21 protein-coding genes are annotated in these 23,701 nt (G+C 71.3%); 9 read left to right on the top strand and 12 right to left on the bottom strand.

Annotation, left to right across the window (positions count from 1 at the left end; translation table 11 throughout):
* The coding region (locus MR1_RS13870; RefSeq protein ID WP_157518209.1) for a hypothetical protein at positions 1-258 on the bottom strand (258 nt) is incomplete at its 3' end.
* A gap of 167 nt (positions 259-425) precedes the next feature.
* On the opposite strand from MR1_RS13870, the gene MR1_RS13875 reads away from it, so the two are divergent.
* Entirely contained in the window at positions 426-1,460 is a 1,035-nt protein-coding gene (locus tag MR1_RS13875; protein ID WP_067247987.1) for an FUSC family protein, read from the top strand.
* 37 nt (positions 1,461-1,497) lie between these two features.
* Here MR1_RS13875 and MR1_RS13880 read toward each other — a convergent pair whose 3' ends face one another.
* On the bottom strand, positions 1,498-3,276 hold the full coding sequence (locus MR1_RS13880; protein ID WP_067247990.1) for a glycoside hydrolase family 35 protein: 1,779 nt from the start codon (positions 3,274-3,276) through the stop codon (positions 1,498-1,500).
* A gap of 164 nt (positions 3,277-3,440) precedes the next feature.
* On the opposite strand from MR1_RS13880, the gene MR1_RS13885 reads away from it, so the two are divergent.
* Positions 3,441-4,118, top strand: coding sequence for a DNA alkylation repair protein (locus tag MR1_RS13885; protein WP_067247993.1), 678 nt, complete (start codon positions 3,441-3,443; stop codon positions 4,116-4,118).
* Between the two features lie 145 nt (positions 4,119-4,263).
* On the opposite strand, the gene MR1_RS13890 is transcribed toward MR1_RS13885, so the two are convergent.
* Positions 4,264-5,892, bottom strand: coding sequence for a SulP family inorganic anion transporter (locus MR1_RS13890; RefSeq protein WP_067247996.1), 1,629 nt, complete (start codon positions 5,890-5,892; stop codon positions 4,264-4,266).
* Positions 5,889-6,251, bottom strand: a complete 363-nt coding sequence (locus MR1_RS13895; RefSeq protein WP_067247999.1) for an ArsR/SmtB family transcription factor — start codon at positions 6,249-6,251, stop codon at positions 5,889-5,891. Before MR1_RS13895 ends, MR1_RS13890 begins: the two co-directional genes overlap by 4 nt.
* Positions 6,252-6,313: 62 nt before the next feature.
* Here MR1_RS13895 and MR1_RS13900 point away from each other — a divergent pair, with 62 nt between their 5' ends.
* Both MR1_RS13900 and MR1_RS13905 read left to right on the top strand, forming a co-directional pair.
* Positions 6,314-6,667 (top strand): zinc ribbon domain-containing protein YjdM, encoded by a 354-nt coding sequence (locus MR1_RS13900; RefSeq protein ID WP_067248002.1) that lies wholly within the window; start codon positions 6,314-6,316, stop codon positions 6,665-6,667.
* A gap of 49 nt (positions 6,668-6,716) precedes the next feature.
* Positions 6,717-9,239: a DEAD/DEAH box helicase gene (locus MR1_RS13905; protein WP_067248004.1), complete on the top strand. Its 2,523-nt coding sequence runs from the start codon at positions 6,717-6,719 to the stop codon at positions 9,237-9,239.
* A gap of 266 nt (positions 9,240-9,505) precedes the next feature.
* Here MR1_RS13905 and MR1_RS13910 read toward each other — a convergent pair whose 3' ends face one another.
* The 8 genes from MR1_RS13910 to MR1_RS13945 all read right to left on the bottom strand — a co-directional run bounded on the left by MR1_RS13910 (position 9,506) and on the right by MR1_RS13945 (position 20,414).
* A complete protein-coding gene (locus tag MR1_RS13910; protein WP_255218160.1) occupies positions 9,506-10,708 on the bottom strand; it encodes a DUF998 domain-containing protein in 1,203 nt (400 codons plus the stop codon).
* 113 nt (positions 10,709-10,821) lie between these two features.
* A complete protein-coding gene (locus MR1_RS13915; RefSeq protein ID WP_067248007.1) occupies positions 10,822-11,736 on the bottom strand; it encodes an ROK family protein in 915 nt (304 codons plus the stop codon).
* The gene (locus MR1_RS13920; protein WP_067248009.1) at positions 11,733-13,403 is read right to left on the bottom strand and encodes an ABC transporter ATP-binding protein; all 1,671 of its coding nucleotides are present in this window, start codon (positions 13,401-13,403) and stop codon (positions 11,733-11,735) included. The genes MR1_RS13915 and MR1_RS13920 overlap by 4 nt, the downstream gene beginning before the upstream one ends.
* On the bottom strand, positions 13,400-14,284 hold the full coding sequence (locus tag MR1_RS13925) for an ABC transporter permease (RefSeq protein WP_255218161.1): 885 nt from the start codon (positions 14,282-14,284) through the stop codon (positions 13,400-13,402). Before MR1_RS13925 ends, MR1_RS13920 begins: the two co-directional genes overlap by 4 nt.
* Positions 14,281-15,309 (bottom strand): ABC transporter permease, encoded by a 1,029-nt coding sequence (locus tag MR1_RS13930; RefSeq protein WP_084344699.1) that lies wholly within the window; start codon positions 15,307-15,309, stop codon positions 14,281-14,283. The genes MR1_RS13925 and MR1_RS13930 overlap by 4 nt, the downstream gene beginning before the upstream one ends.
* 10 nt (positions 15,310-15,319) lie before the next feature.
* Positions 15,320-17,131 (bottom strand): peptide ABC transporter substrate-binding protein, encoded by a 1,812-nt coding sequence (locus tag MR1_RS13935; protein WP_067248012.1) that lies wholly within the window; start codon positions 17,129-17,131, stop codon positions 15,320-15,322.
* 445 nt (positions 17,132-17,576) lie between these two features.
* Positions 17,577-19,064 carry a M81 family metallopeptidase gene (locus tag MR1_RS13940; RefSeq protein WP_084344701.1) on the bottom strand — a complete coding sequence of 496 codons (1,488 nt, stop codon included), beginning with the start codon at positions 19,062-19,064 and terminating at the stop codon, positions 17,577-17,579.
* Between the two features lie 186 nt (positions 19,065-19,250).
* On the bottom strand, positions 19,251-20,414 hold the full coding sequence (locus MR1_RS13945; protein ID WP_067248015.1) for an ROK family transcriptional regulator: 1,164 nt from the start codon (positions 20,412-20,414) through the stop codon (positions 19,251-19,253).
* Positions 20,415-20,539: 125 nt separating this feature from the next.
* Here MR1_RS13945 and MR1_RS13950 point away from each other — a divergent pair, with 125 nt between their 5' ends.
* The 5 genes from MR1_RS13950 (at position 20,540) to MR1_RS13965 (ending at position 23,623) form a co-directional block, all read left to right on the top strand.
* Entirely contained in the window at positions 20,540-21,616 is a 1,077-nt protein-coding gene (locus MR1_RS13950) for a M4 family metallopeptidase (protein ID WP_067248018.1), read from the top strand.
* A 208-nt stretch (positions 21,617-21,824) separates the two neighbouring features.
* Entirely contained in the window at positions 21,825-22,097 is a 273-nt protein-coding gene (locus MR1_RS13955; RefSeq protein WP_067248038.1) for a protealysin inhibitor emfourin, read from the top strand.
* 265 nt (positions 22,098-22,362) lie between these two features.
* Complete coding sequence (locus MR1_RS13960) at positions 22,363-23,052, top strand: hypothetical protein (protein ID WP_157518214.1); 690 nt, start codon at positions 22,363-22,365, stop codon at positions 23,050-23,052.
* A 13-nt stretch (positions 23,053-23,065) separates the two neighbouring features.
* Positions 23,066-23,212, top strand: a complete 147-nt coding sequence (locus MR1_RS19835; RefSeq protein WP_157518217.1) for a hypothetical protein — start codon at positions 23,066-23,068, stop codon at positions 23,210-23,212.
* 129 nt (positions 23,213-23,341) lie between these two features.
* Positions 23,342-23,623 (top strand): hypothetical protein, encoded by a 282-nt coding sequence (locus MR1_RS13965; RefSeq protein ID WP_174522547.1) that lies wholly within the window; start codon positions 23,342-23,344, stop codon positions 23,621-23,623.
* Positions 23,624-23,701 lie beyond the last annotated feature (78 nt).

Consider the following 23,701-nt stretch of genomic DNA (forward strand, 5'->3'; position numbering starts at 1 on the left):
ACGCGCGGAGGCCGAGGACGCCGCGCGGACCGCCGACGCCCGCGGCGACACCGGCGCAGCCGGTGCGGCCTCCTGCGTGGCCGGGCGGCGCACGGCAGAATCCCGGCTCAGCCAGCGGCGCAAGCGGGTGCCGAACCGCTCCGTGGTGAGGATCTGGTCGGCGTGCTCGGCGGCCATCCGGGCACGCTCGGCGCGACGGGCGGCCTCCTCGATCTCGAGGGTCGTCACGCGGTAGCTGAGGTAGGGGTGCACATCCACGGCCTTCTCCTTCTGCTTCTTCTCTTCTTCGACACCCCTACGCTCCTCGCTAAGGCCCCCGTGCGGGATCGGGCGGATGCCCTATCTTCGGCTCCGGGCGCCTCAGACGACCCGGCCCGCGGATGCGGAGACGGGCGCGGCCGGGGCCGGCGCACTAGCGTGGAGCCATGCGCATGACCGCGATCCGCAGCGCCCGCCGGGGCCCGCTGCTGCAGGTCGTCAAGTCGGCCGCGGCGACCATCGCGGCGTGGCTGCTGGCGGGCTGGGTCGTGCCGGGGCAGCTCCCGGTGTTCGCCGCCATCGCCGCGCTGCTGGTCGTCCAGCCGAGCGTGAATCAGTCCTTCGCGAAGGCGATGGAGCGCAGCTTCGGAGTGATCCTGGGCGTCGTCATCGCGATGGCCCTCAGCCTCGTGCTCGGGCGATGGAGCTGGATCGTCCTGCTGGCGGTCGTGGTCGCCATGATCGTCGCGTGGGCGTTCAAGGCGACGCCGGGAACCGCGAACCAGGTGGCGATCTCGGCGATGCTCGTGCTGGCGCTCGGGTCGTCGAGTCCGGACTACGCCGTCGCCCGCATCGTGGAGACGCTCATCGGTGCCGCGGTCGGCCTCGTCGTGAACCTCCTCGTGGTGGCGCCCGTGCTCGTCGCACCGGCGCGCCGCGACCTGGCGCTCCTCGGCGGAGAGGTGGCGGCGAGCCTGGACCGCCTGGCGGAGGCGCTCCCGCAGACGACCAGCCCCGCCCGGCTCCAGGAGCTCATGCTGGAGGCGCGGCTGCTGCGCCCGATGAAGGCCGCCGCCGACGCCTCCCTCGCGGCGGGCGAGGAGTCGCTGGCCTTCAACCCGCGCGGATCCCGGCACCGCGACGAGCTCGCCGCCCTGCGCGCGCTCCTGGATCGGATCGGCCCCGTCGTGACCCAGGTGATCGGGATGACCCGCGCCTATCTCGACCACTACGATGACGCGCTGCCGGAGGAGCCGGCGGTCGCGGCCATCGCCGAACAGCTCCGCCGCGCCGGGCACGACGTGCGCCTGGCGGTGCAGCTCGCCGAGATCGCGCCCGAACCGGAGGCCCTGACCTCGACGATCCCCGCGCTCACCTCGCCCCTGTCGCTGCGGCCGCCGTCCTCCGCCCACTGGGTCCTCATCGGCTCTCTCACCGAGGACCTCCGCCGGATCAGGGCCGAGCTGCGCGACGAGGACTGATGCGGGTCACGGATCACGGGCGCCGGCCCGCGCCGCCTCAGGAGCCGATGAACTCCTCGGCCGGACCGAGCTCGGGCTCCTCCCGGATCTGCACGGTCGCGCCGAGACCGTCCGCATCCAGGACCCGCAGCTCGTTGCGGCCGGCGCGCCACAGCGGCTCGGGCGCGTAGAGCGTGAACTGCGGGCCGCGCGCGTCGTAGCGGCCGAGGAGGAAGCCGTTCAGCCACACCATGCCGCGGACGCCGCCGGGGAATGCGAGCCAGGCGTCGGCGATCTCGTCCTCGCCGCGGTCGAACACCGCGATCCCGACGCCGCCACGGTCAGCCACCACCGGGGCGGGAGCGGTTGCCGGGGCGGGAGCGGCCTCCGGCGCGTCCTGCGGGAGGATCCGGTGCGTCCAGCCGTGGACGAGCCGGCGGCCGATCCGCACGCCGTGCAGGATGCCCTTGCCCTCGCCCGTGCGGGAGCCGTAGTTGATCCGCCCGAGGCTCTCGACGAGGATCGTGAGCCGCCCGGTCCCGCCCTCGGCCGGCAGCGGGAGCGTCTCCTCACGGTCGCGGGCGAGCGTGCCGAGCCGGACGCCGTCGAGGAAGACGACCGCACGGTCGTGTAGCCCGTCGATCGCCAGGGACGCCTCCGCCGGGAACGACACGTCGGCCTCGTACGCGACGATCCCGTCCTCGGCGCCGAGCTCCTCGAACGTGCGCGGGATCGGCGACACGAGCGCGGTCGGCAGGGCTTCGACGAGGTCGAGGACGGACCGCCGCCGCTCCAGCGGCGCCTCGCCGGCCGCCTGGCGGCGGGGCGGCTCCGGGATCGGCGGCAGCTCGCCCTCGTGGAACCGAGCGAGCGCCGCCCGCAGCGCGTGGAACTTGGCGTTCAGCGATCCGTCCTCGCTGATCGGGGCGTCCGAGTCGTAGCTCGTGACGGTCGGCTGGAGCACGCCGTCGTGGTTCGCCCCGTTCCACAGGCCGAAGTTCGTGCCGCCGTGGGCCATGTACAGGCTGAGCGAGCCGCCGGCGGCGAGGAGCGCGTCGACCGTGGACATCATGCTCTCTGCGCTCCGCACGTGGTGCCGCTCGCCCCAGTGGTCGAACCATCCGCCCCACAGCTCGGCGCACAGCAGCGCCTCGCCGCCACGGCGCAGCGCCACCGCCCTGTGCACCCCGGTGCCGAACGTGAAGGAACCCATCGCCCCGTCCACCCCGCCATGCGCGACCATGTCCGCGGTCGTGCCGTCCGCGGTCGTCAGCAGCTCCACGATCCCCCGGGCGCGCAGTCCGTCGCGCAGATGCGCGAGGTAGGCGGCGTCGCTGCCGAAGGACCCGTACTCGTTCTCGACCTGCACGGCGACGACGGGTCCGCCGTGGGCCGCCTGCAGCGGCGCGAGGCGTGGGATCAGCGCGTCGTACCAGGCGTCGACCGCGGCGAGGAACGCCGGGTCGCTCGTGCGCAGCGCCCGCGTCCGCCCGCTGAGCCAGAACGGGATGCCTCCGTTGGACCACTCGGCGCAGATGTACGGACTCGGGCGCAGGAAGACGTCCAGCCCGATCTCCCCGGCCAGGAGGATGAAGCGCTCGACGTCCCGCCACTGTGCGAAGTCGGGCTCCCCCTCGACGCGCTCGTGGAAGTTCCACGGCACGTAGGTGTCCACGGTGTTGGCGCCCATCGCCGCGAGCCGGCGCAGGCGATCCTCCCACTGCGCCGGATGGACGCGGAAGTAGTGGACGGAGCCGGCGAGCATCCGATGCGGTCGCCCGTCGCGGAGAAGCGTTCCGTCCCGCCAGGTCAGGACGGGCGTGTGCGGCGTGGTCATGGGCGGCTCTCCATCCGGGATGTTGACGTCACCATCCTTGCATCCGCGGACCATCTGCGCACGCGGAGGCCGCGACCGGATCCTGATCCCCTCCCGCGCGACCGGCGCCTCGCCCCCGTCGATCCGGTCGCGGGGACGGCACGCGCGCGACGTACGCTGGAGCCATGCCGGACCCCGCTCTCGCCACTCTGGACGCCGTCCTCGCCGAGCTGGCCGCGCTCGAGGACCCGAAGGCGCGCGCCGTCAACGAGCGGCACGGCGACGCCCACGGCGTGAACCTCACGAAGATGCGCGCGCTGGCCAAGCGGATCGGCACGGACGACGCCCTGGGTCGCGAGCTGTGGGCGTCGGGCGACGTCGCCGGGCAGCTCCTGGGTCTCCTCCTCGTCAGGCCCCGCTCGTTCGGACCCGACGACCTCGACGCCATGGTCCGTGCGACGGACAGCGCCAAGGCGCACGACTGGTTCGTCAACTACATCGCGAAGAAGTCCCCGCACGCCGAGGAGATGCGTGAGCGGTGGATGACGGACGAGGATGCGGACGCCCGGGCCGCGGCCTGGTCCCTCACGACCGATCGCGTCGCGAAGAAGCCGGAGGGCCTGGATCTGGACGCCCTGCTGGACACGATCGAGGCGGAGCTCACGGAGGCACCGGCACGGCTGCAGTGGGCCATGAACGAGACCCTAGCGACGATCGGCATCCATCACCCTTCCCGGCGCGAGCGCGCGATCGCGATCGGGGAGCGCCTCCAGGTGCTGGCGGACTACCCGACCCCGCCGAACTGCACGTCTCCCTTCGCGCCGATCTGGATCGCGGAGATCGTCCGCCGCCGCGAGGGCTGACCCGCTCTCCTTCTGCCCCAGCCCCTCTCCCCGTCCTGCCCCAGCCGCCGAGACCCCCGCCCCCCCGACGCCGGGCCCCCCTCGCAGAAGCGTGTTTCCGAGGGGGTCTCGGCGGCAGGAGGGGGTTTCGACAGTCAACTGCCGCTCAGACAGCGCGGCCGATGTGACTGCGCGCGTGGGCGACGGCCGTGCCGAGGTCCTCGAAGAGGTGGTTCTGATGCCGCAACGACGAGAGCACGCCGACGCGCTCGGCGAGCGGGAGATGCTGCGGCGGGATGCCCTTGACCAGCACCGTGATGCCGCGGCGTTCCAGCGAGACGATGAGCTCGCTGACCACCTGGGCGCCGGTGGCGTCGAGGATCTGCAGCTGCGACATCCGGATCAGGACGACCTCGATGTCGCGCAACGCCGCCACGCGCTCGAGCATCCGCTCGGCGGCGCCGAAGAAGAGTGCACCCTCGAGGCGGAACACGGCGATGCGCTCGTCACCGGGCTGCGCGGCGCCGGGAAGCTCCTCGCGGTGCACGCCGCTGGTGCGGGCGAGCTGACGCAGGGCGAAGAAGCCCGCGGCGAGCAGGCCGATCAGCACGGCGTAGATGAGGTCGATGCTGACCGTGACCACGGCGGTGAGGCAGAACACGATCGCGTCCGCGCGCGTGGAGCGCAGAACGATGCGCACGGTGGAGGGCGCGATCATGCGGCCGGCCGTGACCATCAGCACGCCGGCGAGTGCCGCGAGCGGGATGTGCGCCACCACGGGCGCACCGACCAGGGCGATCACGAGCAACAGCACGCCGTGCGTCGTCGAGGCGAGTCGGGTGCGGGCGCCGGCGCGCACGTTCACGGCGGTGCGGGCGATCGCTCCGGTGGCCGGCATGCCGCCGAACAGGCCGGCGGCGAGCGAGGCGAGCCCCTGACCGACGAGCTCGCGGTCGGCGTCGTAGGGGCCGGTGTCGGCGAGGGTCGCGGCGACCCGAGCCGACAGCAGCGACTCGATCGCGGCAAGCGCGGCGACGGCGACCGCAGGGCCGGTGAGGGCGAGCAGGGTGGCCGGATCGACGGCGGGGAGGGCGGGAGCGGGGAGTCCCGCGGGCAGCTCGCCGATGGTGTCGACCGGCAGCCCGGCGATCCCGGCGACGAGCGACGCGACGACGATCGCGAGGAGCGACCCCGGGAACCGCGGATGCAGCCGCAGTGACACCAGCATGATCACGACGACCAGCCCGACCAGCAGCAGCGACCAGCCGATCTTCGGCCATGACGCGGACGCCAGCGACTGCACCGCCGCGACCATCGCGTTCGTGCTCTCCCCCGGTGCCGTACCGGTGGCGGTCGGGATCTGCTGCAGGAAGATGATCACCGCGATGCCGAGGGTGAATCCCTCGATCACCGGCCAGGGGATGTACCCGACGGCGCGGCCGAGGCGCAGCATCCCAGCGACGAGCACGATCGCTCCCGCGAACAGGCAGACGGCGGCGAGAGCGCCGGCGCCGTGAGTGGCGAGGATCGGCGCGAGGACGACGACCATGGCGCCGGTGGGTCCGGAGACCTGCACGTTCGAGCCGCCGAACACCGCGGCGACGATGCCGGCGACGATGGCCGTGATCAGCCCGCTCTCGGCTCCCGCTCCCGAGCTCACCCCGAAGGCGAGGGCGAGGGGCAGCGCGACGATGCCGACCGTGACGCCCGCGAGCAGATCGCCCCGCCAGGCGCGTCGCAGGCCGCGGTAGTCGGAGGCGGACGGCAGCAGCGTCCGCAGGGACCAGGTGTTCATGCCCGGACCGGGATGTCCGGCAATCCGCCCTGCTCGACGAGCTGCTCCTGCGTGGTCCGCAGGATCTCGCCGAGCAGGGCGCGAGCGACCCGCAGCAGGTCGGCGACCTGCGGGTAGGCGAGTCGGTAGTAGACCAGACTGCCGCGGCGTTCGGAGACGACGAGACGGTTGCGTCGCAGCACGGCCAGGTGCTGCGAGACGTGCGAGGCCTCGAGATCGATCACGTCGAGCAGTTCGGAGACGGAGACTTCGGGAGCGGCTGAGAGAACCTCGAGGATGCGGATGCGGATCGGGTGCGCGAGCCCCTTGAAGAGCCCGGCTTTCACCTCGTAGAGCGGGCGGTTCGGGTCACTCAGCATTCGGACTCCCCCTCCGGCCGCGCTGGTCTGATGAATTCATCATATCGCGATACGATCGACGCATGTCCGACACGCTGCCCCTGTGCCCCGGGTGCTCCAGCGAGCACGCCTACGAGATGGGCGCGCTGCTCGTCTGCCCGATGTGCGGCCACGAGTGGTCGCCGTCCGACGCCGCATCCGACGACGCCCCGGTCGAGCGCGTCGTGAGGGATGCCGTCGGAAATGTGCTGGCCGACGGCGACACCGTCGTCGTGACCACCGGCATCAAGGTCAAAGGGTCTCCGCAAGGCATCAAACAGGGCGCCAAAGTACGCGGGATCCGCCTCATCGACCCGGTCAACGGCCACGACATCGACGGCAGGGTCGACGGCTTCGGCGCGATGCTGCTGAAATCCGGCCTGGTCAAGAAGGCCTGAGCCTCGACGTCGCGGCAGCAGGGACCGCGCGTGAAAGGATCGAGACATCATGTCTCTCGATCCCTCCCTGCTCGGTCCGGCGGACGGCACCGCGCCGGATCCGGACGCCGTGTATGCCGCCTTCGTGGAGTGGGCCGAGAGCACCGGCATCCGCCTCTACCCCGCGCAGGACGAGGCCGCCATCGAGATCGTCTCCGGGCAGAACCTCATCCTGTCCACCCCCACCGGGACGGGGAAGTCGCTCGTCGCGGTCGCCGCGCACTTCGCCGCGCTCGCCGACGGACGCCGGACCTACTACACCGCTCCGATCAAAGCGCTGGTGAGCGAGAAGTTCTTCGCCCTCGTCGACGTCTTCGGCGCGGAGAAGGTCGGGATGGTGACGGGAGACTCGGCGGTCAACGCCGACGCCCCGATCGTGTGCTGCACGGCCGAGATCCTCGCGAACCTGGCGCTGCGCGAGGGACCGCAGGCCGACGTCGGTCAGGTCGTGATGGACGAGTTCCACTTCTACGGCGACCCGGATCGCGGCTGGGCCTGGCAGGTCCCGCTCCTCACGCTCCCCCAGGCGCAGTTCGTGCTGATGTCCGCGACGCTCGGCGACGTCACGGCCCTCGCCGCCGATCTCACCCGCCGCACGGGACGCGAGACGGCCGTCGTCACCGGGGTCGAGCGGCCGGTCCCCCTGCACTTCTCCTACGAGACGACCCCGATCCACGAGACCATCGACGATCTGCTGCATACGGACCGCGCCCCTGTCTACGTCGTGCACTTCGCCCAGGCCGCCGCGATGGAGCGGGCCCAGGCCCTGGCCAGCGCGAAGATCGCCACCCGCGAGCAGCGGGACGAGATCGCGGAGCTCATCGGCGGTTTCCGCTTCACGACGTCCTTCGGCAAGACGCTCTCGCGGCTGCTGCGGCTGGGGATCGGCGTGCACCACGCCGGCATGCTGCCGAAGTACCGCCGCCTTGTCGAGCAGCTCGCCCAGCGCGGGCTGCTGCGCGTCATCTGCGGCACCGACACGCTCGGTGTCGGCATCAACGTCCCCATCCGCACCGTGCTGCTCACGGCGCTGACGAAGTTCGACGGCACGCGGATGCGTCACCTGACCGCCCGCGAGTTCCACCAGATCGCCGGGCGCGCCGGCCGGGCGGGCTTCGACACGGCGGGCACCGTGATCGCCCAGGCTCCCGAGCACGAGACCGAAAACCTGGCGGCGATCCGCAAGGCGGGCGACGATCCCAAGAAGAAGCGGAAGATCATCCGCAAGAAGGCACCCGACGGCTTCGTCTCCTGGGGCGAGCCCTCGTTCCAGAAGCTCATCGCCGCCGAGCCCGAGACGCTCACCTCGCACATGCAGATCACGAGCGCCATGATCCTCAACGTGATCGGCCGTGGGGGCGACGTCTTCGCCAATATGCGCGCCCTGGTATACGACAACCATGAACCCCGCTCGCGGCAGCGGATCCTCGCCCTCCGCGCGATCGGGATCTACCGGACGCTTCGCGAATCCGGCGTCGTGGAGCAGGTCGTCGACGAGGAGACCGGGCGCACGAGCGTCCGGCTCACGGTGGACCTGCCGCCGAACTTCGCGCTGAACCAGCCGCTGTCGCCGTTCGCGCTGGCTGCCTTCGAGCTGCTGGATCCGGATGCGCCGTCGTTCGCCCTGGACATGATCTCCATCGTGGAGGCGACGCTCGACGACCCGCGTGCCGTCCTCAGCCAGCAGGAGTTCCTCGCCCGGGGAGAGGCCGTCGCCGCGATGAAGGCGGAGGGGATGGAGTACGACGAGCGCATGGAGGCGCTCGAGGAGATCACCTACCCGAAGCCGCTGGAGGAGTTGCTGGGAGCGGCCTTCGAGACGTTCAGCGCGGCGCAGCCGTGGATCCGGGACTTCGCCCTGCGCCCGAAGTCCGTGGTGCGGGACATGTACGAACGGGCCATGTCGTTCGGGGAATATGTCGGCCAGTACAAGGTCGCCCGATCGGAGGGCGTGGTGCTGCGCTACCTGTCGGACGCATACCGTGCGGCGTCGCAGACGATCCCGGAGCACCTGAAGACCGAGGATCTGCGTGACCTGATCGAGTGGCTGGGCGAACTGGTGCGCCAGGTCGACTCGTCGCTGCTCGACGAGTGGGAGGAGCTCGTCGCGGGACACCCCGTCGATCACGAGGACGGGCCCGTCGTGCCGCCGGCGCCGAAGCGGGTGACCACGAATCTGCGGGCCTTCCGGATCCTCGTGCGCAACGAGCTGTTCCGCCGCGTCCAGCTCGCCGCGCGCGAGGACGTCGATGCCCTGGCGGCGCTGGACCCGGAGTTCGGAGCGGAGGCGTGGGACGCGGCGCTCGACGGCTACTTCGCCGAGCACGACGAGATCCTCACCGGTGCGGACGCCCGCAGTTCGGCGCTGCTCCTCATCGACGAGACGGACGGCGGACGCCGGTGGCGCGTCCGCCAGATCCTGGACGATCCTGCGGGCGACCACGATTGGGGGATCGCTGCGGAGGTCGACCTGGACGCCTCGGACGAGGCGGGCGAGGCCGTCGTGACGCTGACGTCCGTCGACCGCCTCTAGGTCAGCGATCGGCCGGAGGACGGCGCACGCGCGGTGCACGGCGGACGGTGCACGGTGCACGCTGCTGCGGGGATCTGTCGTTGCCGCGGAGACCTCCCCCTCCCACGGAGATCTCACCCTCCCGAGGAAATCTCACCCTCCGGGCGGACGCATCCCCGCGATCCCTCCGCCGCAAGCGCAGAACTCCGCGCGAGCGGTGCCGAGGCGCACGGCGATCGCTGCGCACGGCGGGCGCTGCGACGGATGGGCGCCCGGCGGACTCGGAATCAGGCGCGCAGGTGCGGGCGCGCGGAGACGCGAGAGGTCTCCGGTGCGAGGATCGCGAGCACCCGCACGATGGTCGTCATGCCGAGGAGCCCGAGACCCACGGCGATGCCCTCGAAGACGGTCGCGGTGGCGAAGCCGACGGGCCACCAGAGCAGGATCCCCGCAGTGAGGACCACGAGCAGTCCGCCCAGGGTCACGCCGAGGAACCGTGGGCGCCGCGGCAGGACCCGGACGGTCTGCACCGTTGCCGCGGCGAACAGCACGAGCGCGGCCAGGGCGAACGCGAGGTGCACGATCGTGCGGACGTCTGTCGCGCCCCCGACCGACGGCGGGTCCGCCGCCGACGCCGTCGCGATCTCGGAGGGCAGCGGCGTGGTGCCGGTGCCCGCCAAGGCCGCGCCCGCCAGCGCCCACAGCACGACGGTGCGGCCGATCCGTCCGATGTCCGGGTCTCCGCAGAGGCGGTGCAGATCCCGGCCGATGTAGGAACCGACCGTGGCGACGAGGAGACCGGCGACCACCAGGGTTCCGTTGAACGCCCACCCGCCGGGTCCGATCCCCAGCTGGGAGAAGTTGCGCTCCCACCACCGTGGATCCGAGGCCGTCAGCATCGCGAAGAGCGTCCCGATTGCGAGGAACGCGAACAGCAGCGCGGACAGGTCCCGTGTCCGGAGCCCGACGCCGGCGAGGAATCCCGCACGCCCGCCCGCGGCCGCCATCGCTCCGGTGAGCAGGCCCCCGCCGAGCGGCGAGAGCTCCAGCCCGCGGAATCCCGTCGCGAGCACGGCCCCGGCGAGGAGGACGGCGTAGCCCGTCACCGCGCCGATCGCGACGGCGAGGGCGACGGCGGACACGTTCGACACCGTCGCCTGCCAGCGCGGCATGGCGGCGGTCTCACCGCGGTGGTGACGCACGGCACTCACCGCGAAGGCGAGCGCGGCCGTCACCCCGGCGATGACGGCCGCGGGAGTGCTCAGCGACCCGTCTCCGCTGAGCGGACGAGGCGCGCCCTGAAGAACCGGCACCGCGACGATCGCCGCCGCGACGAAGGAGACGGCCGTCGCCACGATCGCCTGTCCCTCGCGTCGGAGCCTCGCCTGCACGTCCATGCGGCCATCGAAGCACGCACCGCCGACGCCGAACGCCCTCGACGCGGCGCGCCCGGGGACGAGTCGGCCGTTGAGCGATCGACGCCGGGTCACCGCGTTTCGTCTCGTCGCTGCGCTCCTCGCTCAACGACCGGGAGGGGGCGAGCGCGTTTCGACTCGTCGCTGCGCTCCTCGCTCAACGACCGGGAGGCCGACGCGGGGGCGCGTCAGGGGAGGGCGACGCGGGCGTCGGCGAGGCCGCGGAGCACCGTGCCGTAGGCGCCGGCCCATCCGCCCAGCGCCGCGGGGACGATCGGGGGGATCCGGTGGAAGCTCGCCCGCGCCGTCGCCGCGTCTCGGGCGAGGGAGACGAGATGGTGCGGCGCCGCCGCGAGTCCCCCGCCGACCACGATGCACCCCGGATCCACCAGGGCGCAGAGCGTCAGGATCGCCTCGGCCAGGCCCTCCGCCGCATGCTCGACGACGCGCGCCGCCTCGGGGCTCCCCTCGCCGTACGCGGCGAGCAACTGCTCCGGACCGCCGCTTCCTCCCGCCGCACGCCAGGCCTCGGCCAGGGCGGGGGCGCCGATCACGGTCTCCAGGCACCCGCGCCGACCGCACGAGCAGACCCGCCCGCCGGGCTCGATCGTGATGTGCCCGAGCTCACCGGCAGACCCGTGCGCCCCGGGGACGACCTCGCCGCGGACGACGTGCGCCCCGGCGATCCCGGTCCCGAGCGCCAGGACGAAGACGTCCTCGTGTCCCGCGCCGGCGCCCCACGCGGCCTCGGAGATCGCCGCGGCGTGGCCGTCGTTGATGACCGTCACCGGGACGCCCGTGCGCGCGCCGAGCTCCTGCGCCAGCAGGGTGTCGTCCAGAGCGGGCACGTTCGTGGAGCGGATGACCGCGCCGCGCTCCTCGTCGACGATGCCGGGGATCGACACGACGATCCGCGCCGGCTCCGCGCCGGTCCCGCGCACCTCCTCGGCGATCGCGCGCAGGCCCTCGACCGGATCGTCCGCCGGGGTCTCCCTGCGGCCGCGGAGGATCGGCTCCGGGCGCTCCCGCACCGTCCCGTCCGCGAGCAGGAACTTGACGCTCGATCCGCCGACATCCAGACCGAGCACACCGCCCGAGCTCATCGGGCGGCCGCCCGCGCGGCGAGCCGCTCCTCCCGACGCCGCGCCTGCTGGTCCGGATCCGGCACGGGGACAGCGGCGAGCAGGCGCCGGCTGTACTCGTGCTGCGGTGCCAGCAGCACCTCGTCCGCGGAGCCGAGCTCGACGATCCGCCCCTGCAGCATCACCGCGACCCGATCCGAGATCTCGTGGACGACGGCGAGGTCGTGGCTGATGAACAGGCAGGCGAAGCCCATCCGCTCCTGGAGGGAGCGCAGCACCTCGAGGACCGCGGCCTGCACGGAGACGTCGAGCGCGGAGGTCGGCTCGTCCGCGATGATCAGCTCCGGCTCCAGGGCGATGGCCCGCGCGAGGCCGATCCGCTGCCGCTGTCCGCCGGAGAGCTCGTGCGGATACCGGTTCGCGTAGTCGCGCGGCAGCTCCACGGCCTCGAGCAGCTCGGCCACCCGGGCCCGGCGCTGCGCCGGCGTCGTGGCGTGGCGACGCCGCTGCACGAGCATCGGCTCCGCGATGGCCTCGCCGATCGTCATCCGGGGGTCGAGGCTGGATCCGGGATCCTGGAAGATCGCACCGGTGCGTCCGCGGAGCTCCCGCTCCCACCGCCGCGACACCCCTCCGCGCCCGATCCGCTCGCCGAACAGCGTCATGCTCCCGCCGGACAGGGGAAGAAGTCCCAGCGCGGCCCGGCCGAGCGTCGACTTCCCGGACCCGGACTCGCCCACCAGCCCCAGGATCTCGCCGGGTGCGATCCGGATGTTCACGTCGCTGAGGGCCTGGAAGGACCGCCCGCCGCGACGGTAGGTGACGGCCGCGTCCGTCAGCTCCAGCACCGGCGCGGGGATCGATGCGGACTCGGGCTCCCGCTCGACGACGGAGGCGAGGTCCGGCAGGGTCGGCACGGCGGCGAGGAGCCGCTTCGTGTAGTCCTCCTGCGGCTCGGTGAGCACGCGCCGCGTCTCGCCGACCTCCACCATGTCGCCCCGGTACATCACGGCCACGCGGTCGGCGATGTCCGCCACGACGCCCATGTTGTGGGTGACCAGCAGGAACGCCGTCCCGAGATCCGCCGCGAGGCGGCGGATGAGGTCCAGGATCTCGGCCTGCACGGTCACGTCGAGCGCGGTGGTGGGCTCGTCCGCGATGATGAGCTGCGGCTCGCACGCGAGCGCGATCGCGATCACGACGCGCTGACGCTGACCGCCCGACAGCTCGTGCGGGTAGCTCTTCGCGCGCCGCGCCGGGTCGGGGATCCCCACGCGGCCCAGCAGCTCCACCGCGCGCTCCCACGCCTCCGTCTTGGAGGGGGAGCCGTGATTGAGGATCGCCTCGGTGATCTGGTCGCCGATCCGCATGCTCGGGTTGAGGGCGGTCATCGGCTCCTGGAAGACCATCGAGATCTCGCCGCCGCGGACGCGGTTCATCTCCGCCTCGGGAAGGCCCAGCAGCTCGCGTCCGCCGAGCGTCACGGATCCGGTCACCGTCGCGGTGCGCGGCAGGAGCTGCAGGACGGCCATGGCGGTGACGGACTTGCCGGATCCGGACTCGCCGACCAGCGCCAGCACCTCGCCAGGGCGCACGTCGAGGTCGATGCCCTTGACCGCGTGGACCGGTCCGTCCTCGGTGCGGAAGACGACCGACAGGCCGGAGAGGGAGAGGAGTGCGTCGCTCATGCGGTCCGCCCCTTCACGTCGAAGAAGTCGCGCAGGCCGTCGCCGATGCTGTTGAACGCGCAGACGGTCAGCACGATGCAGAAGCCGGCGGGGAAGATGAGCCACCATGCGCCGGCGTAGGTGTAGGTGATGCCGCTCGTGAGCATCGCGCCCCAGTCGGTCGCGGGCTTCTGCAGGCCCATGCCGAGGAAGGAGATGTAGGCGACGAGGAGGATGGCGTCCGCCACCTGGAACGTGGCGTTCACGACGATCGTGCCCACGGTGTTCGGCACGATGTGGCGGAGCACGGCCCGCGAGTGGGACCCGCCCATCGCCTTGAGCGCGAGCACGTACTCCCGGGACTTCAGCGAGATGGACTCGGCGCGCACCAGCCGCGCGGGCACGAGCCACGACACGAGCCCGATCACGCAGATCATCAGCGGGACGCTCGGGCGCAGGATCGCGGAGAGGATCAGCAGCAGGAAGGTCGCCGGGATCGCGATGCCCGCGTCGACCACGCGCATCATGACGGTGTCCACGACCCCGCCGACGTATCCGGCGATCGCGCCCCACAGCGTCCCGATCACGGTCGCGAGGATGCCCGCGGCCAGGCCGATGAGGATGGAGATCTGTCCCCCGACCATGAGGCGTCCGAGCACGTCGTAGCCGACGTCGTCCGTCCCGAGGGGGTGGCCCGCGGTCCCCGGGGGCAGCATCACGCTCTTGAGGTCGGTGTGCACCTGGTCCGTGGGGTGCACGAGGGGTCCCAGGAAGCAGAAGATGAGGAACAGGACGATCGTGACGATGCCGAAGACGGCGAGCTTGTTCTGCAGGAAGCGGCGCAGCGCGCGGCGGCGCGGGCCCATCGTCCGCGGGGCGGGTGCGGCGGCGGTCGTGCTCACGAGAGCTCCTCTCGGGTGCGCGGGTCCAGGAGGGCCTGGATGATGTCGGCCAGGAGCGACCCGACGACCGTGGCGAGCGCGATCACGAGGATGCAGCCGAGCAGCACGGGGTAGTCGGAGGTCTGCGCCGAGGTCCAGAACAGCAGCCCCATGCCCGGGTAGTTGAAGAGTGACTCGACCACGATCATCCCGCCGAACATCACCGGCAGGTAGTAGCCGAGCATCGCGATCACCGGCGTGAGCGAGTTGCGCACGACGTGCCGCGTGATGACGACCGGCACCGGCGTGCCCTTCGCGCGGGCCGTGCGGACGTAGTCCTCGGAGAGGTTGTCGATCGTCGAGGAGCGCATGTACCGCGAGAAGGTCGCGATGATCGCGAGCGCGGCCGTGGCGACGGGCAGGACGAGAGCGGCCGGGTTCGCCAGCACGTCCCCGACCGTGTCCCCCTGCGGGGCCTGCGCGGGGAACCACGGCAGCCACTGGGAGAAGACGATCACGAGGATGAGGCCGAGGAAGAACGACGGCGTCGAGTAGACGATGAAGTTCCAGGTGGTGAGCGCGTAGTCGCTGGGCTTGCCCCGGCGCACGGCCTGGAAGATGCCCATCGGGATGGCGATGATGAGCGCCACGATCATCGAGATGAGGGCGAGCACCAGCGTCTTCGGCAGGCGCTGGCCGATCGCGTCGGCGACGGGGCGGTTCAGCTTGAACGAGTCGCCGAGGTCGCCGGTGGCGAGCTGCCCGAGGAAGTGGAAGTACTGCTGCCAGACGGGCAGGTCGAAGCCGTTCTCCCGGTTGAAGGCGTCGATCTGCTCCTGCGTGGCCTGCATCCCGAGGACCCCGACCGCGGGGCCCTCGGGGAGGGCGAGGTGGAGCAACGCGAACACGATCAGCGTCACGATGAGGATGACGACGACCCCCTGGCCGATCCGCCTGAGCAGATACCACCAGAACCGGTTCCGGGTCCGCTGTTCCTTCGTCGCTCGGTCCGTCGTCGCTGTGCGCGTCGCTTCCACCCCGCTCATCCGTTCTCTCTCAGTCGGTCCAGGACCAGCGCTGCGGCAGGAACGACGCGCCCGGGTCCTGGTGGGCGATGTCGAGGCCCTCGCGCACGACGGACACCTGGTACACCGGGTTCGGCATCCACATCACCGGGAGGTCCGTGGCGAGGAACTCGGAGTACTTCTTGGCGATGTCGGGGTCGGTCGAGTAGGCCATCTCCTGGACGAGCTTCTCGGCCTCCGGGTTGTCGTACTGGCCCGCGTTCCACTTGGTGTCCTTCGCGAACACGCGCTCACCGGTGGCGTAGGGCGGGAAGTACCAGCTGCCTGCGGTGCCGAAGAAGACGAGCTCCCACGTGCAGGTCGATCCGGTCTTGCACTCCTGGGCCTGCGTGAGGACGCTGTCCAGGGGCTTCGAGTCGATCGTCATCTTCACGCCGATCTTGGCGAGGGACGACTGGATCTCGGCCATCATGTTGTCGGTCTCCTGCGAGCCGCTCTGGGTCGTGACGACGATCTCCGCCTTCGCGCCCGCCGCGATGCCCTCACCGCACTGGTCGGCGCCTGCTCCGGCGTTCACGCACTCGAGGGTGCCGTCCTTGCCCTTCTCCCAGCCGTGGTCGGTGAAGAGCTTCTCGGCCTTGTCCAGGTCGAACGGGTACGGGTTGTCCTTCTGCACGTCCGAGAGGCCGTCCGACTCCGCGGTCTGCGGGATCGGGCCGTAGTCCGGGGTGGCCGCGCCGTGCCAGATGACGTCCGAGATCGTCGGCTGGTCGATGGCGTGCTGCAGCGCCTGGCGGACGTAGAGCTGCTTGTAGAAGGCGCCCTTCTCCGGGTTGGCGAAGTTGTAGGGCATGTAGGTGATCGACCAGCCGGCCCACGGCTCGACGCGGTAGCCGAGGTCGGTGAACTGCTTCTCGTTCGTGAGCTGCGAGCTGGTGATGTAGCCGTAGTCCACATCGCCCGAGCGCACGACGTTCATCTCCGCGTCGGCCGAGGTGAACGGCAGGAACTTCACGTTCGGGATCTTCGGCTTGTCGACGCCGGTGTACTTCTCGTTGGCGGTGAGCTCCACGACGCCGGAGTCGGACCAGCTCTTGACCGTGTACGGCCCGGAGACGGTCTTCCACAGCGGGTTCGTGGCGTAGGTCTTCATGTCCTTCGCCTCGCTGAAGAGGTAGTCCAGGACCTGTGCGGCGCCGGCGGCGTCGCGGTCGTGGTCGCCGATCTCGCCGTCCGCGCTGGTCTTGTCCCACACATGCTGCGGCATCGGGTACATCAGGCTGAGCTGGTTGCCGACGAGGAACTCCTCGTTGTACACCTTGTCCATCGTGAGCGAGAAGGTCTTCTCGTCGATGGTCGTGAACGCCGTGATGTTGTCGGGCATGAGGCCCGCGGAGTAGCCGCCGGTCTTCTCGCCGTTGAACCGGACGAGGTTGTACCAGAACTCCACGTCGCGCGAGGTGACGGGCTCGCCGTCGGACCAGTCGAGGTCGTTCAGCGTGATCGTGATGGTCTTGAGGTCCTCGGAGAACTCGTAGGACTTGGCCGCCGAGGCCGCCTCGTCCCAGCCCATCTCCCCGTCGACGCCGTTGTACTCGAACAGGCGCGGCCACATGGTGGCCTTGATGGCGCTGTTGTGCGTGGCCATCGTGTCCGGCGTCGAGATCGGCAGGATCCAGTTCGGCCCGGTCCCCACCTGGAGAGCGAAGCTGACGCTGTCCTTCTTCTCGCCGCCGCCCTGGCCGGCCTGGGCGGTGCCCTGGCAGGCGGTGAGGGCGAGCGTCGCGACCGCCAGCGCGCCCACCGGGGCGAGCAGCCGTCGTCGCAGCGACTGAGTACGCATGAAACCTCCTTGTTTGTGGACGCGGGACGCCGAACGAGATCGTCCTGCAATCAGCGTACTTAGAATCATTGCCGAAGTAAGTACGCCAAGAATAGCCAGATTGGTTACGTTTCCGTCACAAAGACGGAGGAAGCCGTTTCGTCCCTGTACCGGGAAGCACCGGTCGTTGAGCGAGGAGCGCAGCGACGAGTCGAAACATGGTGAGCGCGTTTCGTCTCGCTTCGCTCGCTCAACGACCGGAGGACGAGTCGAAACGCGGTGAGCGCGTTTCGACTCGCTTCGCTCGCTCAACGACCGGAGGGGGAGATCGTTTCGTCTCGCGGAGACCTGCACGGAGTGAGCGCAGCGAGTCGACGTGTCGCTCAACGACCGAGGCCGGGAAGCACCGGTCGTTGAGCGAGCACCGACGAAGGAGGAGCGAGTCGAAACGCGCCCAGCCGAGAGGTCAGCGGACGATCTCGGCGGTGAGGTCGGGGTCGGACGGGAACGCGTCGAAGGGGTGCATGGGGCGCTGGATGCGGTGGTGCCCCAGGCGCTCGAGGTCCTGGTCCACCCCGCCCGGGGTGAGGGCGAGCGTCCACCCGCGCATGATCGCGTACAGCTCCGGCTCGAGGTATCCGATCTTCGTCACCACGATCTGCGCCGCCTCCGGGTCGAGTCCGATGGAGGTGAAGTCCGAGACGTCGTGATAGGCCTTGCGGAACTCCGTCACGATCACGTGGAGCCCGCCGACGCGGATGACGGCGATGCCGCCCGCGTCGGGGTCGCCCTCGTGCAGGCTGTGCAGGATCCCCTCGATGCGGACCGGCCCGTGCGGACCGTGGTCGACGCGTGCGCCGGCCTCGACCGAGACGGCGTCGCCGACGGCGTGCGTGCGCAGGATGTCGATCGCGCCCTTGTCGAAGACGGAGGCGCAGAGCACGACCGGGGCGTCGGGACCGGTGAGCTCCGGCTTCTGCAGCAGCTGCGCGAGCGTCCAGGTCACGTCGCCGGTCCCGCCGGCGCCCGGGTTGTCGCCCGAGTCGCTGATGAAGTACGGCGTGTCGGTGGCCGCGAGTCCCGCCGCGACCCCCTCGTCCAGAGTCCCGGGAGGGCCCACGAACTCGAACTCGTCCCGGACGTCCCAGAACGCCCGGCCCAGCTCCTCGGCCGCCGCGGCGGTGACGGCCTCGTCGGTGCCGGTGACGACGACCGTCGCGTGGCAGCGCGGCTCGTCCGCCCAGGCGTAGCCGATCCAGATCGCCGCGTCGATGACGCCGTCGCGCGCCTCGACCTCGGGGATCCGCGCGTACAGGCCCTTCGCGGGCTCCACCCGGGTGCTCGTCTTCTCGCCGGGAAGGAGGATGGGCACGCGTACCCACGCCTTGTGGGTCTCCGCGTCCGTCTCCAGCGCCTCGACGAGTTTCCGGATCGCCCGGTCGCGGGTCTCCCAGGTGTCCTCGTGCGGAGCGAGCCGGTAGCAGGTGATGAGGTCGACGTTCTCGATGAGGGTCCGGGACACGTTCCCGTGCAGATCCATGGACGCCGAGACGACGACGTCCTGGCCGATGACCTCGCGGATCGCGGTGATCAGGTCGCCCTCGGCATCGTCCATCCCGACGACGCTCATCGCGCCGTGGATGTCGAAGAACAGACCGTCCAGGCCGCCCTCCTGGGCGACGAGCTCGGCGAGCCCCGCGCAGATCCGCGCCTTGATGGACGCGTAGACCTCCGGCAGCACCGCGCCGCCGGGGATGGACCGGGCGTAGTAGACGGGCAGCCACTCGGCGCGATCCGTGAGCTCGCCCCCGCGCAGCGCGTCGTAGCGCTGGACGAGGTCTTCGCCCTCGATCCGCTGGAAGTCGCGCTCACCGGCGCGGTGCGGCGAGAACGTGCTGGACTCGATCGCCATGCCGGCGATCGCGATTCGGGGAAGGGGAGCGCGATCGGTCACTCGGCCAGCTTAGTGCGATCATCGATCTTAGTTCGACTACTTTTGTCGATCCTGGCGCTGGCGGCGATGCCCGATCTGCACACCGGGGTCCGATCCGCGCACGGATCCGCGAGAAACCTGTGCAGATCGGGACGGGATGTGCAGATCGGGACAGGGGTCAACGAGGCAGGGACGGGCGGGGGCGGGTCAGGCGGAGGAGGCGTCGATGCGCGAGGGCTCCAGGAGCTGTTCCAGGAGGGACCACGCGACGCCGCGCGCCCCGGCCAGCACGCCGGCCCGGCTGGTCGAGATCTCCAGGAGGTCGGTGGACATCGGCAGGCAGAGGGTGAACAGCGCCTGGCGCACGCCCGCGACGAAGGCGTCCGCGGTCGGCAGCCGCCCGCCGAGCACCAGGGTCTGGGGATTGAAGAAGTTGATGATCGTGGCCAGGACCTCGCCGGCTCGGGTCCCGGCCTCGCGCAGCAGGGACGTCGCTTTCGGATGGGCGTCGCGCGCGAGCACGAGCACGTCGTCGAGGTCGGCGACCTCGACGCCCGCATCCCTCAGCGCGTCCACGATCGCCGCGCCGCTCGCGACGACGTCCAGGCACCCCACGCGCCCACAGGAGCAGATCACCGGGGGCGCGTTGTGCAGCGAGACGTGGCTGATGTCGCCGGCGACGCCGCGGAAGCCGCGGTAGACCGCGCCGTCCACCACGACGCCGCAGCCGATCCCGCTGCCGGCCTTGACGAAGACGAGCTGCTCGTCCGTGCCGCCGCGGGCGACGTACTCCCCCACGGCCATCGCGTTCGCGTCGTTCTCGACGAGGACCGGCAGCCCGGTCATCGCACGCAGGACCTCGCCGACGTCGACGCCGTTCCAGCCCGGCATGCGCGACGGCGCCAGCAGCCGCGACGTCCGGGAGTCCACCGGCCCGGGAACCGTCAGCGCGACCCCCTCGACGACCCGATCCCCGTGTGCGGCGGCGAGCTCGCGCGCCCGCTTCCACAGCAGCGCGACCACCGTCTCCACCCCGTCGAGCAGCGAGATCTCCTCGACCGCCGAGGAGACCACGTCCCCGCGGCGGTCCAGCAGCGCGAACGTCGCGTGGCGCTCGCCCAGGTCGATCCCGACGACGACGCCGCCGCCCGCCTTCACCGCCAGGACACGGGGACGCCGGCCGCCACGGGACTCGCCGTGGCCGGTCTCCTCCACGTAGTCCCGGGCGATCAGCTCCTCCACACGCAGGGCGACCGTGGAGGCGGACAACCCGGTCAGCCGGGCGAGGTCCGCGCGCGACTGCGCCCTCCCCGTGCGGATGAGCTGAAAGAGGTCACCCGCGGAATGGGGGGTGTGTGCCGCCGCGTTCACGCTGCCTCCGCATGATCTTCGTCCTTGGATCACACAAAGATACTCGGATGGACGACCGTCCCGACCTGTCCGCATGTCGGCGGCGCGGCGTATCGTCGGCACCGGGGAACGAGACCGGAGGCGACATGGACGGACGACACATCACCGGACCGGGCATCGTCCCGGGGTATCTGCTGGCGAGGCTCGCGGAGTCCGAACGCTTCCCCCAGGCGGCGCAGGCGGCGCGCCAGACGCTGACCGCGGGGCGCCCGCCGCTGCGGCGACAGCTCGAGCTGTCGATCGGCGAGGACGGCACGCTCGTCGCCGAGGTCTCGGCGGCTCCGGACCGCACGATCAGCGACGCGTGCGGGACGGAGGAGCTGCCGGGCATGGTGGTCCGCCGCGAGGACGATCCCCCGGTGGCCGATGCCGCGGCCAACGAGGCGTTCGACGGCCTCGGCGCCACCTTCGACCTGCTGCTCGACGCGTTCGCCCGCGACTCCCTCGACGGCGCCGGCGCGCCGCTGCACGCGACCGTGCACTACGGCGTCGACTACGACAACGCGTTCTGGGACGGGGAGCGCATGGTGTTCGGGGACGGCGACGGAGAGGTGTTCCGCGGCTTCACCGGATCCGTGTCCGTCATCGGGCACGAGCTCGGCCACGGCGTGATCCAGGCCACGGCCGGGTTGGCGTACCAGGGCCAGTCCGGAGCCCTCAACGAGTCGATCGCCGACGTGATCGGCGTCCTCACCGAGCAGCATCTGCGCGGCCAGAGCGCAGAGGAGGCCACGTGGCTGGTGGGCGAGGGGATCTTCACGGAGGCGGTGCAGGGCCGGGCTCTGCGCTCGATGATCCAGCCCGGCACGGCCTACGACGACGATGAGCTGGGTCGGGATCCGCAACCCGCTCACATGCGCGACTTCGTGGACACGACGGAGGACAACGGCGGCGTGCACATCAACTCCGGCATCCCGAACCGCGCCTTCGCGCTGTTCGCGCGGGCGCTCGGGGGCAACGCCTGGGAGGCCGCCGGCAGTGTCTGGTACCGTGCGCTCACCGGCGGTCTCCCCGCGACCGCGACCTTCGCGACGTTCGCCCGGGCGACGCTCGACGCGGCCGCCGAGGCCGGGGAGAAGACGGTCGCGGCGCTGCGCGCCGCGTGGACCGACGTCGGCGTCCTGGAGGAGGACCACGATGCGCGAGCCGACACCGCCCGATGACGGACGGAGCCCGGAGGGTGCGGACGCGTCCGACGGACGGCGCCCGGACCGCAGCCCCGGGCCCGGCTCCAGCCCTGCGCCCGACTCGGGCGCAGGTCCCGCTCCAGGCCCCGAGGACGACGAGTCGGGCAGAGCCGGGCCGCGGTCGGAGAACGGAGCGGGGCCGGGGAACGGATCGGAGCCGGGGAACACATCGGCCTCCGCGGTCGTGGTGATCGTCATCCGTACGGGCGGGATCACCGGTATCCCGCGGCGGTGGCGGGCGATACCCGCACCGGACGAGGAGGAGCGCTGGATCTCCCTGGTCGAGCGGTGCCCGTGGGACGCGCCGGACCGGGACGAGCCCGGCGCGGACCGGTTCCGCTGGCGCATCGAGGCGCGCACTCCGGCGGGCCGGCGCGAGCGCGAGCTGCCCGAGACGCAGCTCGACGGTCCCTGGCGCACCCTCGTCGACGCGGTCCGCGAGGCCGACCCGGCCTGACCGCCCCGACGCCGCCCGCCGGGCGCACAATGGAGGGATTGGGCTGGTTCGCTGTCCCGTCGGCAGACCCCGCGAGGAGCGGCTCGAACGCGCCGGGTGGCAATCGAGCGTCTCGGCTCCCGCGTCGGGTATCGCAGCGAACCCTTCATCGCCCGCACGAGCCGACCGTGAGGACGACCGGGCCGTGAGATGGCCCGTCCTGCCCGCACCGACGTACCTGGGTCTCGGTTTATCGCGTTCGGCATGTTGAATGTATAAATATCAGATGGTTACATTCAATGCAGAACGAACCCTCACACGAGACAGGAATGCGATGACGCGTCGATCCCGAATCAGGACGGTCTTCCTTACGGCGACGGCTGTCGCCGCGTTCACGCTGGCGCCGCTTCCCGCAAGCGCAACCACTCCGGAGCGGGGCACCGCCGAGTTGGCTCTCCTAGACGCACTTGGATCGAAGCGGCTCAGCGAAGGGGAACGAGACAGCCTGATCGCCGAATGGCGGGAAGCAGTCGAGTCGCTACGCGCCGACGTCGACTTGCTGGAAGGCGAACGCGACGTCGAGCGTGTCACGCTCAGTAATGGGATGGTGATGGAGGTCGGGGCTGAACCCGTGCCTCTCGCCGCGAGTGACACCCGTGCTGGCCTGTCAGGCAGGTACAGGATCTGGGGCAACAACGGACTCTTCGGTATGGAGTACTACGTCGATTACGCCCGCGTGTCAGGCAACACCGCCTACACCCGCGTGGTCAGTGCGCACAGCATGACGGTGTCGTCCTGGGCGGGCGCTTCCTGGGACGGGAAGTGGTTCAACATCCCGCGCCCGGTCGAGTCCCACGCCGGGGGTGCCTGGGTTCAGGGACTCACGAAACTCACCTACCCGGGAGGCGTGTGGACCGGCGAGGGCGGCGTCGATGCCATCGTGTACCGGGGAAACCTGAGCGCTTACCTCAACTGATTCGGAGAACAGCATGGGCGTCTTTCCCGCGATCCTCGGGTTCCTGGTACTGGCCGTTCAGATCGCGCTCGTCGTCGGCATCGTCTGGTTCGTGATCTGGACGGTTCGGAGCATCCGACGGCTCCAGGCGACATCGACGCGGTCGGACGAGCACTCGTAGCGGGCCGGCGCGAGCGCGAGCTGCCCGAGACGCAGCTCGACGGTCCCTGGCGCACCCTCGTCGACGCGGTCCGCGAGGCCGACCCGGCCTGACCGCCCCGACGCCGCCCGCCGGGCGCACAATGGAGGCATGGGACTGTTCACACCGCGACCGCAGCACGAACAGCAGGAGTGGGCGGGCCTGCCCTCGGAGCCGCTGGACACGCAGAGCGCGGCTGAGCGCCTGGATCCGGCACCGGCCGCGGACCCGACGGGCATCGGCCTCGCCGCCGGCTCGACGTCGATCGTCTTCCCCGTCGCCCCGCCTGCCCCGGAAGCCGCGGACGCCGCCACCGCCGCTCCGCCGGATCCCGCCGACGCCGACGGGTCTGCGGCCGCGAGCGCGAAAGACCACCCCGCGGACGAGGGCTGAGGGGCGCGCTCAGGCGGCCCGCGCGAGGAGCGCCGCACCGGTGAGCGTCGCCTCGACGCCCAGAGCGGCGGCCCGCAC

The organism is Microbacterium resistens NBRC 103078 (assembly GCF_001552355.1).
Lineage (GTDB): Bacteria > Actinomycetota > Actinomycetes > Actinomycetales > Microbacteriaceae > Microbacterium > Microbacterium resistens.

What these genes read in the sequence shown, in the direction of transcription:
- MR1_RS13875 (WP_067247987.1), top strand. Translation starts at nt 426, where the DNA reads ATGCGCATGACCGCGATCCGCAGCGCCCGCCGGGGCCCGCTGCTGCAG.
- MR1_RS13880 (WP_067247990.1), bottom strand. Translation starts at nt 3,276, where the DNA reads ATGACCACGCCGCACACGCCCGTCCTGACCTGGCGGGACGGAACGCTT.
- MR1_RS13885 (WP_067247993.1), top strand. Translation starts at nt 3,441, where the DNA reads ATGCCGGACCCCGCTCTCGCCACTCTGGACGCCGTCCTCGCCGAGCTG.
- MR1_RS13890 (WP_067247996.1), bottom strand. Translation starts at nt 5,892, where the DNA reads ATGAACACCTGGTCCCTGCGGACGCTGCTGCCGTCCGCCTCCGACTAC.
- MR1_RS13895 (WP_067247999.1), bottom strand. Translation starts at nt 6,251, where the DNA reads ATGCTGAGTGACCCGAACCGCCCGCTCTACGAGGTGAAAGCCGGGCTC.
- MR1_RS13900 (WP_067248002.1), top strand. Translation starts at nt 6,314, where the DNA reads ATGTCCGACACGCTGCCCCTGTGCCCCGGGTGCTCCAGCGAGCACGCC.
- MR1_RS13905 (WP_067248004.1), top strand. Translation starts at nt 6,717, where the DNA reads ATGTCTCTCGATCCCTCCCTGCTCGGTCCGGCGGACGGCACCGCGCCG.
- MR1_RS13915 (WP_067248007.1), bottom strand. Translation starts at nt 11,736, where the DNA reads ATGAGCTCGGGCGGTGTGCTCGGTCTGGATGTCGGCGGATCGAGCGTC.
- MR1_RS13920 (WP_067248009.1), bottom strand. Translation starts at nt 13,403, where the DNA reads ATGAGCGACGCACTCCTCTCCCTCTCCGGCCTGTCGGTCGTCTTCCGC.
- MR1_RS13930 (WP_084344699.1), bottom strand. Translation starts at nt 15,309, where the DNA reads ATGAGCGGGGTGGAAGCGACGCGCACAGCGACGACGGACCGAGCGACG.
- MR1_RS13935 (WP_067248012.1), bottom strand. Translation starts at nt 17,131, where the DNA reads ATGCGTACTCAGTCGCTGCGACGACGGCTGCTCGCCCCGGTGGGCGCG.
- MR1_RS13950 (WP_067248018.1), top strand. Translation starts at nt 20,540, where the DNA reads ATGGACGGACGACACATCACCGGACCGGGCATCGTCCCGGGGTATCTG.
- MR1_RS13960 (WP_157518214.1), top strand. Translation starts at nt 22,363, where the DNA reads ATGGTTACATTCAATGCAGAACGAACCCTCACACGAGACAGGAATGCG.
- MR1_RS19835 (WP_157518217.1), top strand. Translation starts at nt 23,066, where the DNA reads ATGGGCGTCTTTCCCGCGATCCTCGGGTTCCTGGTACTGGCCGTTCAG.
- MR1_RS13965 (WP_174522547.1), top strand. Translation starts at nt 23,342, where the DNA reads ATGGGACTGTTCACACCGCGACCGCAGCACGAACAGCAGGAGTGGGCG.